At 62.7% G+C, this 14221-nt stretch carries 13 protein-coding genes and 1 riboswitch; of the genes, 9 read left to right on the forward strand and 4 right to left on the reverse strand.

The genetic code is table 11. The annotated features are described in order from the left end of the window. Positions 1 to 97 precede the first annotated feature (97 nt). Positions 98 to 1453 (forward strand): bifunctional o-acetylhomoserine/o-acetylserine sulfhydrylase, encoded by a 1356-nt coding sequence (locus tag LDN82_RS07535; protein ID WP_224167492.1) that lies wholly within the window; start codon positions 98 to 100, stop codon positions 1451 to 1453. Positions 1454 to 1604: 151 nt separating this feature from the next. Continuing rightward, positions 1605 to 1719, forward strand: a riboswitch (SAM riboswitch). Positions 1720 to 1733: 14 nt separating this feature from the next. Further along, positions 1734 to 2855 (forward strand): homoserine O-acetyltransferase, encoded by a 1122-nt coding sequence (locus LDN82_RS07540; RefSeq protein WP_224092107.1) that lies wholly within the window; start codon positions 1734 to 1736, stop codon positions 2853 to 2855. A 6-nt stretch (positions 2856 to 2861) separates the two neighbouring features. On the opposite strand, the gene LDN82_RS07545 is transcribed toward LDN82_RS07540, so the two are convergent. The 3 genes from LDN82_RS07545 to LDN82_RS07555 are packed head-to-tail and all read right to left on the reverse strand — an operon-like array spanning position 2862 to position 5321. After that, positions 2862 to 3263 carry a hypothetical protein gene (locus tag LDN82_RS07545; protein WP_224092123.1) on the reverse strand — a complete coding sequence of 134 codons (402 nt, stop codon included), beginning with the start codon at positions 3261 to 3263 and terminating at the stop codon, positions 2862 to 2864. A gap of 43 nt (positions 3264 to 3306) precedes the next feature. Next, complete coding sequence (locus LDN82_RS07550) at positions 3307 to 4446, reverse strand: winged helix DNA-binding domain-containing protein (RefSeq protein ID WP_224092125.1); 1140 nt, start codon at positions 4444 to 4446, stop codon at positions 3307 to 3309. A gap of 29 nt (positions 4447 to 4475) precedes the next feature. Continuing rightward, complete coding sequence (locus LDN82_RS07555; protein ID WP_224092127.1) at positions 4476 to 5321, reverse strand: SGNH/GDSL hydrolase family protein; 846 nt, start codon at positions 5319 to 5321, stop codon at positions 4476 to 4478. 68 nt (positions 5322 to 5389) lie between these two features. Here LDN82_RS07555 and LDN82_RS07560 point away from each other — a divergent pair, with 68 nt between their 5' ends. Next, entirely contained in the window at positions 5390 to 6040 is a 651-nt protein-coding gene (locus LDN82_RS07560) for a phospholipase (protein WP_224166928.1), read from the forward strand. 67 nt (positions 6041 to 6107) lie between these two features. Here LDN82_RS07560 and LDN82_RS07565 read toward each other — a convergent pair whose 3' ends face one another. Beyond that, positions 6108 to 6335: an RNA-binding S4 domain-containing protein gene (locus tag LDN82_RS07565; protein WP_224092129.1), complete on the reverse strand. Its 228-nt coding sequence runs from the start codon at positions 6333 to 6335 to the stop codon at positions 6108 to 6110. A 23-nt stretch (positions 6336 to 6358) separates the two neighbouring features. Here LDN82_RS07565 and LDN82_RS07570 point away from each other — a divergent pair, with 23 nt between their 5' ends. From LDN82_RS07570 to dusB, 6 genes are all read left to right on the forward strand, one after another. After that, positions 6359 to 7363 (forward strand): DMT family transporter, encoded by a 1005-nt coding sequence (locus LDN82_RS07570; protein WP_224166929.1) that lies wholly within the window; start codon positions 6359 to 6361, stop codon positions 7361 to 7363. 137 nt (positions 7364 to 7500) lie between these two features. Continuing rightward, on the forward strand, positions 7501 to 8886 hold the full coding sequence (locus LDN82_RS07575) for a glycine--tRNA ligase (RefSeq protein ID WP_224166930.1): 1386 nt from the start codon (positions 7501 to 7503) through the stop codon (positions 8884 to 8886). A gap of 2 nt (positions 8887 to 8888) precedes the next feature. Beyond that, positions 8889 to 9851: a GNAT family N-acetyltransferase gene (locus tag LDN82_RS07580; RefSeq protein WP_224166931.1), complete on the forward strand. Its 963-nt coding sequence runs from the start codon at positions 8889 to 8891 to the stop codon at positions 9849 to 9851. Positions 9852 to 10064: 213 nt separating this feature from the next. Further along, the gene (locus tag LDN82_RS07585; protein ID WP_224166932.1) at positions 10065 to 11438 is read left to right on the forward strand and encodes an FAD-binding oxidoreductase; all 1374 of its coding nucleotides are present in this window, start codon (positions 10065 to 10067) and stop codon (positions 11436 to 11438) included. A gap of 55 nt (positions 11439 to 11493) precedes the next feature. Next, complete coding sequence (locus LDN82_RS07590; RefSeq protein ID WP_224166933.1) at positions 11494 to 12966, forward strand: YibE/F family protein; 1473 nt, start codon at positions 11494 to 11496, stop codon at positions 12964 to 12966. A gap of 40 nt (positions 12967 to 13006) precedes the next feature. After that, complete coding sequence (dusB, locus tag LDN82_RS07595) at positions 13007 to 14188, forward strand: tRNA dihydrouridine synthase DusB (protein ID WP_224166934.1); 1182 nt, start codon at positions 13007 to 13009, stop codon at positions 14186 to 14188. Positions 14189 to 14221 lie beyond the last annotated feature (33 nt).

The following is a 14221-nucleotide window of genomic DNA, read 5'->3' on the forward strand; positions in this document are numbered from 1 at the left end:
GCCGGGTCGCGTAAAGACTGAAAAATACTGCCTTCGTCACAAAGCTGTCCAAGTGTCCGGACGCTTCCTAGACTGGCTCCAGCCCACGCCTACAGCGATCAACGGCAAACCCGCGCGCCACGAAGAGGAGAACCCAATGTCCCAAGGATGGTCTTTCGAAACCCGCCAGATCCACGCAGGGCAGGAGCCCGACTCTGCCACGGGGGCGCGGTCGCTTCCGATCTACCAGACCACGTCCTTCGTTTTCCCGAGCGCAGAGTCCGCAGCCAACCGCTTTGCACTGGCCGAGCTCGCCCCGATCTACACGCGGATCGGCAACCCAACACAAGACGCCGTGGAGCAGCGGATCGCCAGCCTCGAAGGCGGGCTGGGCGCGTTGCTCCTTAGCTCAGGACAGGCCGCGGAAACCTTCGCTATCCTGAACATTGCCGAGGCCGGAGACCATGTCGTCGCGAGCCCCAGCCTCTACGGTGGCACCTACAACCTGCTGGCGCACACTCTGAAGAAGTTCGGCATCTCCGTGACGTTCGTGGAGGATCCGGACAACCTGGACCAGTGGCGGGACGCCGTGCAGCCCAACACCAAGCTGTTCTTCGGCGAGGTTGTGTCCAATCCGCGCCAGGACGTGCTGGACATCGAGGGTGTTTCACGCGCTGCGCACGAGGCTGGCGTGCCACTCATCGTGGATAACACGCTCTCAACCCCCTACCTCATCCGTCCCATCGAGTGGGGTGCGGACATCGTGGTGCACTCGGCTACCAAGTATCTGGGCGGCCACGGCGCGGCGATCGCCGGCGTGATCGTGGACTCCGGAAACTTTGATTTCGGCAAGGACCCGGAGCGCTTCCCCGGATTCAATACTCCGGACCCCAGCTACAACGGACTCGTTTACGCCCGGGACCTTGGCAAGGATGGCGCGCTCGGAGCCAACCTCTCCTACATTCTCAAGGCGCGCGTGCAGTTGCTGCGCGATCTGGGTTCGGCGGTTTCCCCGTTCAACGCCTTCCTCATCGCCCAGGGCCTGGAAACCCTGAGCCTGCGCGTCGAGCGTCACGTCTCGAACGCCACCAAAGTGGCTGAATGGCTGGAAGCCCATGACGACGTCGAATCGGTTGCCTTTGCGGGCCTGCCGTCCAGCCCTTGGTACGACCGCGGCCGTAAGTACGGGCCAAGGGGTACCGGTGCAGTGGTGGCATTCAACATCAAGGGTGGCGTCGAGGCCGGCAAGCGATTCGTGGACGGCCTGGAGTTGCACTCCCATGTTGCCAACATCGGTGACGTCCGCTCGCTGGTTATCCACCCGGCGTCGACTACCCACAGCCAGCTCACGGTCGAACAGCAGCTGGTTGCGGGCGTGAATCCAGGCCTTGTCCGCCTCTCCGTGGGAATAGAGCACGTGGACGACATTATTGCTGATCTTGAGGCCGGTTTCCGGGCTGCCAAAGGCGCTTAATCGCGCTGCTGGGGGAGCGGCCGCCCGCCGTCGAAAATTCGCCGGGCGGCCCTTCGCGGTGCGTGTTCCTGAACGAAGCGGCGCCAAACCGTCACACAGCTGTCACATTCTTCGCCAAGACAGCGGTATTTTTCCTAGACTCTACGTATTAGGTCATGAGTGCCAGCGACAGCCCCGGCTTGCTGGCCGGCAACCCTCCTCCGCGGTGGGGTGCCCCGGGTGAAGACCTGGCCTGTCGCACGCAAGGCGGCAGGCAAGCGCGAGGTTAGGTGTCAAAGGAATGACCATTACTGCTACAGCACCCCCCAAACCGGGCAAAGAAGACGGGACGGTCAAGTACGCCGGCGTAGGTTCACTGGAACTTGAAGCCGGCGGTTTTCTCCCGGATGTTGTGCTTGCCTACGAAACCTGGGGGCAGTTGAATGCGGATGCGTCCAACGCAGTCCTGGTTCAGCACGCACTGACGGGCAGCACGCATGTGGCCCGCGGTGCTACTGATGAGGAAGGCTGGTGGGAGCAACTCGTTGGTCCCGGCGCGACGATCGACACCAACCGGTTCTTCGTTATCTCCATCAACATTGTCGGCGGCTGTTACGGCAGCACGGGCCCATCGTCAGAGGCGCCGGACGGACGGCCCTGGGGATCCCGCTTCCCACTGATCACCTTGCGCGACAGCACGGTGGCTGAAGCCCGGCTCGCGGATGCCTTGGGGATCAAGGCATGGCACGCAGTCCTTGGCGGTTCCATGGGTGGGGCGCGGGCACTTGAGTGGGCGGTCACCTTCCCTGAGCGTGTTCAGCGGTGCGCGGTTATTTCTGTGGGCGCCTACAGCACAGCCGAGCAAATTGCTTTCGCCCAGTCGCAGACGCTCGCCATCCGCCAGGACCCGAACTTCAACAACGGCGATTACTACGGTGGACCAACTCCTGAGGCAGGCCTTGCCCTGGCCCGACGGATAGCGCACATCACGTACCGGTCAGCGCTGGAGCTTGATGTCCGCTTCGGCCGGGAAGCCCAGCACCAGGAGACGCCCCTGGCCGCTGCGGTCCTGGGGGAGCGTGGCCGCTACCAAGTGGAAAGCTACCTCGACCACCAAGGCACCAAGCTGGTGCGCCGGTTCGATGCGAACAGTTACATCGCCATCACCGAGGCGCTGATGTCCCACGACATCAGACGGGGCCGGGGCACCTTGAAGGAAGCCTTGGCTGCCGCCACTGCTGAATTCTTTGTGGCAGCCGTCGATTCCGACCGCCTCTATTTTCCGGCCCAGTCAGTGGAACTGGCGCAAAACCTGCCAGGCAATGTGCCCGTCCACGTGATCGAGGCCCCCATCGGCCACGATGGCTTCCTGACCGAAATCGGCCAACTATCGAAGCAGCTTCGCGAGGCCTTCTTCGCCTAAGCCGGCTCAGCCGTTCATGATGTCGCCGCGCTGCTTCATGTAATCCTCCATGGCAATTTCGCCGTTGCTGAACTTGAGGTCCAGTTCGGCCAGCTTGCGCGCGCGGAAGCCTTGCTGCTCAGAGCCGCGGTGGCTCGGAAACGTAGGTGAAGAAGCGTTCGACGCCGGTCCTGGCGGCGGTGGGGCATCGGCAGGGCGGATGGTGGTGGGCTGCGTGGGATAGCCCGGATAATTCGGCTGCGGGTAACCCGGTCCCGGAAGATTCTGCGGGGGATAGCCGGGGCCCGGATAATTCGGGCCCGGGAAATTGCGGTCCTGGAGCCGCCGCGCCCGGGACTTGTTGTACATGCGTATCCCCATGGGAATCAGCCACGAGCAGACGATGATCCAGAAGATCAGATTGTTCACGGTGCAGGCCTCCTAGGTCTTAACCCAGCTTAGTCCCGCAGTTTCACACCAGCTTTGTCTCCATGCCCAGGAACCTCCCGTAGCGTTCCACTTCTGCCTCCAAAGCTTGTTGTTCGGCTGTTGTGAGTGGCCTGTTCATTCTGATGTCGAGTTCGCAGATCCCACCCGAGAAGCTGTGGCGCCACCATCCGGTCAACCTGCCATCGAGCAACACCACGTGAATTGGAGCATCGCCCTCGGGGAAATAGGGCGCCCTGCCGCCGAGGTAGTGCCTCGATTGTGAATAGCCCATCACGTACTCGTCGTAGCACTGGATGAGATCGACACGGGGAAGTCCTGGCCCATCGTCACCTGGTGGGGGAGTCGCTGCAAGTGCCTCCACATCTTCTGCTGGCAAGTAGAAGTCCAAGCCGTCGACCGCCACGGTTGCCAAGGCGCCCGGAACGGACTCTTCAGCTACCTGCAAGCCAAGCCGTACATCCTTGATGGTCAGTCCGGACCACGCGGCACAGTCCTTGATGGTGGCAGGTCCCCGGCTGCTGAAGTACCGCAGGGCCAGCTGGCCCAAGGCCCATTCGCGGTCGCCGTCCTCCATCAGGGACGTATTGCCGTCGGGCACACGTTCCTCGAACAAGGCGTATGTCTGTTTCAGTGCACCCCCTGCAGAACGGACCGGGCTGCCGCTCACCAGGATTTTGCTGATCTCGGCGTGCATGAGGTGGTAAACGAAGCCAAGGCCTTTGCCGGGGAGCCCCGCCTTTTCCAGTATTCCGGCTAGTTCTTCGCGTGTTTTGTGGGCTCCACCGGCCACCGCTTCGGCAAGGATGTGCCCACTGCGGGCGGCTGCGTGCTCATCAACTCCCGCCTGCCGGTACATGCCCTTGTTGCCTTGATGAAGGCGATCTGCAGACAAACCCATCAACCAGCCGAGGTCGTCACGGTGCACAAAATGCCACGTCGGCCGCAGGATATGCGTCCGGAGGATCCTGCCGTCAGCCACCGCCTGCTCCACCTCATCGGCAGTGCTCCCGACCGCCCTTTGGGCGAGGCTCCACCTGGCATACGGAAATTCCTGCGACTGCACCGCCAGGAGGTTGCGCAGAACATCATCAACGTTTTCGCCGTAGGGAGCCCGCAGCTGCTGACGGCGCAGGCGCAGGGGGACAACATTGTTAGGCTGCATCGAATCCTCCCGGCCGCAGTCCCATCAGCTCAGCCGCGCGGCAGCATGGTGCCGTTGGGGCCGAAGACCGGTCCCGGCGTCGGGCGTTTGGGGGTAATGCCGTCACCGGAGGATCGATGCCGCAACCTGCGGATAACCCACGGAACAAAGTACTCGCGGGCCCACACCAGATCCGAGGATCGGGCCTCGCGCCAGGTGCGGACCGGCAGGGGCTTGGGCACCAGGGGCTCAAGGGTGTGCTGGACGTTCAGCGCTTCAAGGACCATCATCGCGATGGTGTGGTGTCCCAGAGGTGAGAAGTGCAGGCGGTCTTCGTCCCACATCCGCGGATCGGCCAACTGCCTCAGGGACCACATGTCCGCGATGATGGCGTCGTGCCGTGCAGCTACAGTCCTCAGGTTTTCGTTGTAGATGGCCACCTTGCCACGGATGCGGCCCAACACCGAGGACGCGGTGTCCGGTCCGTTGAACAACACCACAGTCGCCCCACCGGAGGCCAGTTCCTGAACAGCAGCATCCAGCTTCTCCGCCAAGAGGTCCGGGTCGCCACCGGGCCGGATGAGGTCATTGCCGCCCGCTGAAATCGAGACAAGGTCCGGCTGAAGTTCCAGGCAAGGACCAATTTGTTCATCCACGATCTGCTGCAGCAGCCGCCCACGGATAGCAAGGTTGGCATAAGCGAAATCCTCATGACCGCGGCCCAGTTCCTCCGCTACACGGTCAGCCCATCCCCGGAAGCCGCCGGGGTTCCGGGGCTCGGGATCGCCGATGCCTTCCGTGAACGAATCCCCCAGTGCCACGTAACGGCTCCAAGGGTGTGTTTGAACCGGTTCGCCCGGCTTCACCAATGAATTGACGTCACTCACGCTTTCCATCCTGCCTTGAATCTGCGAACCTACGCCACCGTAGGTTGTTACTCATCAGTAACTGCAAGAATAGACCCATGACTGAAGCCGTTGCATTCCCCGCGCCCGTTGTCCTGTGGTCCCATGACGAAGCTGAACGGGAGGGCAAGCCGCTTCTGGTGCTGCTGCACGGCTATGGCTCCAATGAGGACGATCTCTTCAGCCTCGCGGGCCTGCTTCCCGAAGGGTTTGTGGTGGCTTCCCTGCGCGCGCCGATGCCCATGGGCCCCGGCTTCACCTGGTTCCCGCTCACTGCGTCAATCGACTATTCCCTGGAAGCAGTAAAGCTTGCCGCCGAGTATGCCCTTGAATGGTTGGATACGGTCAAAGCCAATCATTCTTCAGTGACGCTGCTCGGCTTCTCCATGGGCATGGCCATGGCGACCACCATGCTCCGGTACCGTCCCGCGGACTTCGCTGCCGTCGTCGGGCTTTCGGGTTTCGTGGTGGACGCCGGCGATGACCCCGCCTTCCGCGATGCCGAACTGGACGGCACCTTGCCGATGTTCTGGGGCCGCGACCAGCAGGACCCCGTCATTACTCCGGACAAGATCGAATACACCATGGGGTGGGTGCGCAAGCACGTGGACCTCACCAAGGTGCTCTACACAGGCATGTGGCATGGCATTAATCAGCAGGAAATCGGCCACGTAGGCGAATTCCTGACGCACAAAGTCCTCGCATCTTAACGCAACGCGGGGTCACTTACGGCCCATAAATGGCCTCACCATGGGCCTTAAGTGACCCCGCGTTGCTTCAGGCGGAGATAATCCTTACGGTCTGGCCGTTGACGGTGACGGTGTCGCCGGCGTGCAGCTGGCGGCCCCGGCGTTCGTCGATCTCGTCGTTGACCTTCACCAAGCCATTCTTAATGAGCTCGGTGGCCTCCACGCCGTCCTCCACCAGGTTGGCCAGCTTCAGCAGCTGACCGAGGCGGATCATGTCGTCGCGGATGGGGACCTCTTCGATTTCCGGGTTGCTCATAAAGCAATGATGCCTGACGTAGTGTGGTGTCAGTGCCGCAGTCTTCCCGTCGTTCCACCCTTCCGCTCGCCGCTGGCCTCCCTGTTGCAGTAGCAACTGGGCTGGTCATTCCGCTTCAAGGAAGGATCAACGGGGCTCTCGGGGCCCGGCTGGACGATGGCATCGCCGCAGCCGTGGTGAGCTTCACCACAGGCCTCGTCCTCATTGCGGCCATTTCCCTCGCCACACCCAAAGGCAGGGCAGGCCTTCGGCGCATCGTCCCGGCGGTCCGCAGCCGTAGCTTTCCCCGCTTCTACGTCATGGCCGGTGGGATCGGTGCACTCTTCGTCATCGCGCAAACATTCACTGTGGTCCTGCTGGGGGTTGCGCTGTTCACTGTGGCGGTGGTCACCGGGCAGACCCTGAGCGGCCTCCTTGTGGACCGAATGGGAATAGGTCCCGGCGGCAAACGGTCCATTACCGGAGTGCGGATCCTGGGCAGTGTGCTGACGGTAGCCGCCGTTGCCTGGGCTGTTTCCCCGCGGTTCGGGGGCAATACCGACGTCGCCTCCCTGGTGCTGCCCGTCCTGTTGCCACTGGCTGCAGGGTTTCTCATGAGTTTCCAGCAAGCCATGAACGGAACCGCCACTGTTCACTACGGGACCCCTGTCGCAGCCACGCTGGTCAACTTCATCGCCGGTGCCGTCATCCTCTGGATTGCCTGGCTGATCAAGCTTTCCGTGGCAGGCGCCGGCAACCCGCTTCCGGGTGAATGGTGGTTCTACCTGGGCGGCCCCATGGGCTGCCTTTTCATTGGGCTTGCGGCGCTCCTGGTCCGAAGCCTTGGCGTGCTGGTCACCGGTCTGGGCATGATCGCCGGGCAGCTGGTGGGTTCTTTAGTGCTCGACGTCGTGATCCCCAGTCCCGGTGCGGTGGTCGCCTTGCCCACGGTGTTGGGTACGGTATTGACGCTCGCGGCGATCGTCGTGGCCACGCTGCCCTGGCCCAGGGGAGCATTCGCACGAAAGGTCCCGGGCAAAGGCCGGTAGGCTAGGACACGCAGCTTTTCTGCACAGTTATTATCCGCACCAATTCCCCAGCCCACCCCGCCGGACAACCTCGTTCGGAATCCGGGGCAACCACCGCGGACCGCACCCAGCGGCCCTGTAGAACAAATGGAGTACCCATGGCAGCAAAATCCGTCCTTGACCAGGTCATTTCCCTCTCCAAGCGGAGGGGCTTTGTCTTCCAGGCCGGTGAAATCTATGGTGGTTCCCGTTCGGCGTGGGATTACGGACCCCTGGGTGCGGAACTGAAGGAAAACATCAAGCGCCAGTGGTGGCAGAGCATGGTCCGCGGCCGCGAAGACGTCGTAGGCCTGGACTCCTCGGTCATCCTGCCCCGCCAGGTCTGGGAAGCCTCCGGCCACGTCGAGGTGTTCTCGGACCCCCTGGTGGAATGCCTCTCGTGCCACAAGCGCTACCGTGCCGACCACCTTGAGGAAGAGTACGCGGAAAAGAAGGGCCGCCCCGCCGAGAACGGCTTGAAGGACATTGCCTGTGCCAACTGTGGCACCCGTGGTCAGTGGACCGAGCCGCAGGAATTTTCCGGCCTCCTGAAGACCTTCCTTGGCCCGGTGGCCAACGATGAGGGCATGCACTACCTGCGTCCGGAAACGGCCCAGGGCATCTTCGTGAACTTCAACAATGTCCTCACCACGTCCCGGAAGAAGCCACCGTTCGGCATTGGCCAGATCGGCAAGTCCTTCCGCAACGAGATCACGCCGGGCAACTTCATCTTCCGTACCCGCGAGTTCGAACAGATGGAGATGGAATTCTTCGTCGAGCCCGGCACGGATGAGGAATGGCACCAGTACTGGATGAAGGAGCGCATGTCCTGGTACACCAGCCTGGGCATCCGTGAAGAAAACCTCCGCTTCTTTGAGCACCCGCTTGAGAAGCTGAGCCACTACTCCAAGGGCACCACGGACATCGAGTACCGCTTCGGTTTCCAAGGCTCCGAGTGGGGCGAGCTCGAGGGCATCGCGAACCGCACGGACTTCGACCTCTCCACGCACGCCAAGGCATCCGGGACGGACCTGAGCTACTTCAACCAGGCCACCAATGAGCGCTACACCCCATACGTGATCGAGCCCGCTGCCGGGTTGACCCGCTCCTTCATGGCGTTCCTGATTGACGCCTACACCGAAGACGAGGCACCCAACGCCAAGGGCGGCGTCGACGTCCGTACGGTCCTGAAGCTGGACCCGCGGCTTGCCCCGGTCAAGGCAGCTGTCCTGCCCCTGAGCCGCAACGAGGACCTGTCCCCGAAGGCAAAGGCGCTGGGCACCCAGCTGCGCAAGAACTGGAACATCGACTTCGACGACGCCGGCGCCATCGGCCGCCGTTACCGTCGCCAGGACGAGATCGGTACTCCGTTCTGCATCACCGTGGACTTCGATACCCTCGAAGACCAGGCCGTGACCATCCGTGAGCGCGACACCATGAGCCAGGAACGCGTGTCCCTGGACAAGGTTGAGGCTTACCTGGCAGCACGACTGATCGGCGCCTAACCGTGGCCTTGGAATACCGCGAGTGGAAGGAAGGCGACGACCTCGCCCTCCTGGAAATCTGGGGCGGCCCGGAGACCCTCCCTGCAGAACAGTTCCGTGCTGCTTTGGCGCCCTCGAGCAACCAGCCTTGGCGCCGCTGCATCGTTGCCGAAGACGTCGTTGACGGCGTTCGCATCCCCGTTGCGGCCGGCGTGGTTCACGAAGCGTCCCTGCACCCGGAACGTCTCTGGGCTTACATCGAGGTTGCCAAGGACCATCGCCGGAACGGCGTCGGTGCCACCCTGCTGACCATGCTGCGCCGCGAAGCCGGGAACTCGCCGTCGGGCGTTTCCAAGCTCCGCAGCAAGGTTGAACCGGGCACCCCGGGGGCTGCTTTCGCCGAAGCCGCAGGCCTGGGACCCATCCAGCGTTCCCAGTTGGTAGTAGTGGAGCCTGAGCCGCTGAAGCTCCCGCGGTTCGGCGACGGTTCCGAGGAAGCTGCCTCGGAGCGCGTGGAGGACCTCGCCACCGGATCCGTGGAACTCAGCGAAGTGGTGGGCCGCTACTACTCAGCTGTCCACCACTGGGACAGCCCGGGCGAGCTCAGCATTGCTACGGTGCAGCGGCTCTTCCTGCACGATCTCACCGGGGCGCACGGAGCCATTGTGCTTCGTGCTCCGAAGGCAAGCGCCTTTGGCGGGGGAGTGCCGGCCAGCCGAAAAGGTAAGATCCAGGCCTTCGCCATCAGCTACGCCCAGGGGAACTCCGAGGAGCCCTCGGATGTCTTCCTGGGTCACGATCCCATGCTGTCCGCCGACGACGCCGAAGCTGCCGTACGGGATCTTCTGGCGCTTATTGCGTACCAGCACCCCGTGCTGTTGGAAGTGGACGAATCCATGACGGCGCTGCGCAGCGTTCTGGCACCTTTGCTGGAGTCGGGCAAGGCCCACGTTCGTGGCGCTGACACACTGATCGTGAGCGACTGACCACGTACTCGCATGTCCGGATCCCGCCCTGCCCATCGCCGATGGGCAGGGCGGGATCCTCGCTTTAAGCTCAGCCCGCATTCGTGGTGGAAAAGCCTTGACGCGGCCATGGCGCAGGAGTAGGAAGGCGACGTAAGCCACGCGCCGGCACACTCGGAGGGAAGCGGCGTCTGTGGAACAGCTCCGGTCTCCTCTGAATCGGCGGTAACAACAATGAACGGAACGACCTTGGACGGGCTGCGGGATCAGCTGCGCGGACAGCTCATCACTCCCGAAGACCCTGAATATGATTCGGCACGGGCAGTCTTTAACGCCATGGTCGACAAACGTCCGGCGGGCATCGTCCGGGTGGCCCAAGTTGCGGATGTGATTGCGGGGGTGAACTTCGCACGGGAGAATTCCATGCCCCTGGCCATTCGGGGCGGCGGACACAGTGCTCCTGGATTTGGAACAGCGGATGACGCCCTGGTGCTGGACTTCGTCAACCGTACAGGGGTGCGGGTTGATCCGGAGACCGCAACTGCGCGGGCCGAAAGCGGAACCACGTGGGCTGATTTCAACCACGCAACGCACGCCTTCGGATTGGCGACCACTGGCGGGATCGTCGGATCCACGGGAGTTGCGGGACTGACCCTGGGCGGGGGAATAGGCTACCTTGCCCGAAAGTACGGTCTCTCCTGCGACAACCTCGTTTCAGCCGATGTGGTCACGGCTGATGGAAAGTTCCTGGTGGCCAGCGAGGACCAGAACGAGGACCTGTTCTGGGCGCTCCGGGGCGGTGGTGGCAACTTCGGCGTGGTGACCTCGTTCGAGTTCAAACTCCATCCTGTTGATATGGTCCATGCCGGAGTCATCCTCTACGGCGCAGAACATACTGACACAGTCGCCCGGTTCTACCGCGATTACATCGCGAACGCGCCCGAAGAGTTCGGCGCTTTCCTGGGATTCCACCAGGGCCCGCCAGTCCCGTTCCTACCCGAAGAGTGGCACGGCAAGCCCGTCTGTGTGGTGGTTGGGATGTGGACGGGGGATTTGGGAGAAGGCGAAGCGCGGTGGCAGCCTTTCCTGGACGCAGCCCCTGTTGCGGGCTCACTGGTAGCTCCCATGCCGTACCCAGCCCTGAACGTTGCCTTCGATGCGCTCAACCAGAAAGGAATGCAGGGCTACTGGAAGGCGAACTTCCTCCCCGAGCTCAGTGATGGCGCCATCCAGGCTCACGCTGAGCATGGTGCGACGGTCACCAGCGTCAATACGGCTGTCCACATCTACCCCATCGACGGCGCCGTCTCACGCGTTGGCGTCCATGACACAGCCTTTGCGCACCGTGACATGAAGTTTGCGCCCGTCATTGCCGCCCAATGGATGGAACCCACGGATAACGAAGCCAACATCGCCTGGGCGCGAGGCTATGCGGCGGCCCTTGCACCGCACTCGGCGCTGGGCGGGTACATCAACTTCATGGACGCTGAAGACCAGAACCGGGTCACTGACAATTACGGCCCCAATTGGGATCGTCTGGTGCAGGTCAAGAGCAAGTACGATCCCGGCAACCTTTTCCACGTGAACCAGAACATCAAGCCAGCCTGAGGGAAGGGTTTGCGTGTGACCCGGCTAGGCTTGAAACCATGAGGTTTTGCAGCTGATGGGTCACGGACACTCCCACGGTCACGGTCATTCTGAAAGTTCCGAGCCAACCCCGCAGGCGATTGCCTCCCGGAACCGCGCCAACTGGCTCCTGGCTGCGGTGCTGGTTCCACTTGGGGTGCTCACTGTCATTGCCATGATGGTCATGTGGCCCTCGGGCAGCCGGGAGGGAATCTCCTTCGCGAGTCCCTACCAGGATGCCCCGGGGGTGACTTTCGATACCGGAAAGATCCAGAGCGTGGTGCAGGAAAGCTGCACACAAACCGGCCAAACCGGTGCAGGCCAAACCGATCCAGGCCAGTCCGGCGGATCCGACTGCACTTTCGCCTTCACGCAGCCGGACAAGGGCGGGGAAGCCGTCAAGGTGGTGATCAACCCCGACGTCGCTAAATCCCATGGCGTGAATGTGGGGGATTCGATCCGCTATCTGAACCTTTCCGGTGTCCAAGGCGCGGCGCAGGCCAACGGCTCGCCGTCGTACGTTTTTGTGGATTTCGTGCGGAGCCTGCCGATTGCCCTGCTGGCTGTGCTCTATGCGGTGGTGGTGATCGCTGTGGCGCGCTGGCGTGGCTTCCGGGCACTCCTTGGACTGGTTGGCGCTTATGCCGTGCTGGTCAGCTTTATCCTGCCGGGGCTTGTGGAGGGGAAGCCGCCACTCATGCTGGCTTTGGTGGGTTCAACGGTGATCATGATCGGGGTCCTGTACTTCGCCCATGGTTTCTCGGCGAGGACGTCCACGGCCCTGCTCGGAACCATCTTCGGGTTGGGCATTACGGCGCTGTTGGCGGCGTGGGCCACGGATGCTGCCAACCTTGCAGGCGTCGGTGACCATGACGCTGCAACGCTGATAAATATGTCGGACAAGATTTCAATCTCCGGCATCATCTTGTGCGGCCTGATCATCTCCGGGCTCGGCGTCCTCAACGACGTCACCATTACCCAGTCATCTGCTGTGTGGGAACTTTACGAACTGGCCCCGAACACCAGTGCCCGGAAGCTGTTCTCCTCGGCCATGCGGATTGGCCGGGACCACATCGCCTCCACGGTTTACACGATTGCCTTCGCGTACGCTGGTGCCGCCCTTCCGATCCTGATCATCGTGATGCTTTACGACCGCCCACTTGCCGAGGCCCTGACCAGTGCGGAGTTGTCCGAGGAAGTCATCCGGACATTGGTCGGCTCCATCGGACTGGTGCTCGCCATCCCGGTTACCACACTGATAGCTGTCCTGGTGGTCAAGGCCACAGGCGTGAAGGGTGCCGTCCCTGCGCCCGCACTGTCCGTGAATCCGGAGGACGTGGACGATACCGGTACGCTCGCTGCTGCGGCCGCCGTCGTGGGTTCCGGCAGGGCCGAAACGCTCGACGGCGGCCGGTCTCCGCGCGCGGCCGGCAAGCCTGCCCGCCCGGGGAGCCGCCGTGCCCAGCGTGAGGCGGAGCGCCGGGGCGACGGGGAAAAACCGATTCCGTAGGGCAAAGGGTCGATTTGCCCTGATTTGCAACAATGGATGGGTGACTGTAGTAGCAACCCCCCCTGCCCCAAAGCTTGAGCTTCCGCCTTTGCAGCTCGGTGGGATCACCGTGGACACTCCCGTGATCCTTGCCCCCATGGCGGGCATCACCAACTCGGCCTTCCGCAGGCTCTGCCGTGAATACGGTGGTGGCCTGTACGTGGCCGAGATGGTTACTTCGCGTGCACTGGTGGAACGGACCCCGGAATCGTTGCGCATCATCTCCCATGATGAGGACGAGAAAGTCCGTTCCGTGCAGCTCTACGGTGTTGACCCCGTAACGGTCGGCGCGGCTGTCCGCATGCTCGTCGAAGAAGACCGGGCTGACCACATTGACCTCAACTTCGGCTGCCCGGTGCCCAAGGTCACCCGGCGCGGTGGTGGTTCCGCGCTGCCATGGAAGATCGATCTGTTCACGTCTATCGTGCAGACCGCGGTGAAGGAAGCCTCCAAGGGTGGCATCCCGCTCACCATCAAGATGCGCAAGGGCATTGACGAGGACCACCTGACGTACCTCGACGCCGGACGGATCGCCCGCGATGCGGGAGTGGCCGCCGTCGCCCTTCACGGCCGTACCGCCGCCCAGTTCTATTCCGGCCAGGCTGACTGGTCCGCAATTGCCCGCCTTCGTGAGGCGCTGCCTGACATTCCGGTGCTGGGAAACGGTGACATCTGGTCCGCAGAGGACGCTGTCCGTATGGTCCGGGAAACCGGTGTGGACGGCGTGGTGGTAGGCCGTGGTTGCCAGGGACGCCCGTGGCTGTTCGGTGACCTGCAGGCGGCGTTCGAAGGCAGCGATCAGCGGCACCGTCCGGGGCTGCGGGAGGTCGCCGAAGGCGTCTACCGTCACGCAGAGCTCATGGTGGAGACCTTCGGCAACGATGAATACAAGGCACTGCGGGAAATCCGTAAGCACATGGCCTGGTACTTCAAGGGTTACGTAGTTGGCGGGGAGCTTCGCGCCAAGCTGGCCACCGTTCCCACCCTCGAGGTCCTGCGCGGACTCCTTGATGAACTGGACATGGATTTGCCGTATCCGGGCATCGATTCCGAGGGCCCGCGCGGCCGTGCCGGATCACCGAAGAAGCCTGCGCTGCCTAAGGATTGGCTCATGAGCCGTCAGCTGAACGCGGAACAGAGTGCCGAAATCTCCGCAGCAGAGCTGGACGTGTCAGGAGGCTAGCTTCACACGTGTAAGACTGGCTCAAGAGGCACC

Source organism: Arthrobacter sp. StoSoilA2, from assembly GCF_019977195.1.
Lineage (GTDB): Bacteria > Actinomycetota > Actinomycetes > Actinomycetales > Micrococcaceae > Arthrobacter.

Bases quoted from the DNA above. Each gene is read 5' to 3' on its own strand.
- LDN82_RS07560 (WP_224166928.1), top strand. From the start codon at position 5,390: ATGACTGAAGCCGTTGCATTCCCCGCGCCCGTTGTCCTGTGGTCCCAT.
- LDN82_RS07585 (WP_224166932.1), top strand. From the start codon at position 10,065: ATGAACGGAACGACCTTGGACGGGCTGCGGGATCAGCTGCGCGGACAG.
- LDN82_RS07565 (WP_224092129.1), bottom strand. From the start codon at position 6,335: ATGAGCAACCCGGAAATCGAAGAGGTCCCCATCCGCGACGACATGATC.
- LDN82_RS07555 (WP_224092127.1), bottom strand. From the start codon at position 5,321: ATGGAAAGCGTGAGTGACGTCAATTCATTGGTGAAGCCGGGCGAACCG.
- LDN82_RS07540 (WP_224092107.1), top strand. From the start codon at position 1,734: ATGACCATTACTGCTACAGCACCCCCCAAACCGGGCAAAGAAGACGGG.
- LDN82_RS07590 (WP_224166933.1), top strand. From the start codon at position 11,494: ATGGGTCACGGACACTCCCACGGTCACGGTCATTCTGAAAGTTCCGAG.
- LDN82_RS07550 (WP_224092125.1), bottom strand. From the start codon at position 4,446: ATGCAGCCTAACAATGTTGTCCCCCTGCGCCTGCGCCGTCAGCAGCTG.
- LDN82_RS07575 (WP_224166930.1), top strand. From the start codon at position 7,501: ATGGCAGCAAAATCCGTCCTTGACCAGGTCATTTCCCTCTCCAAGCGG.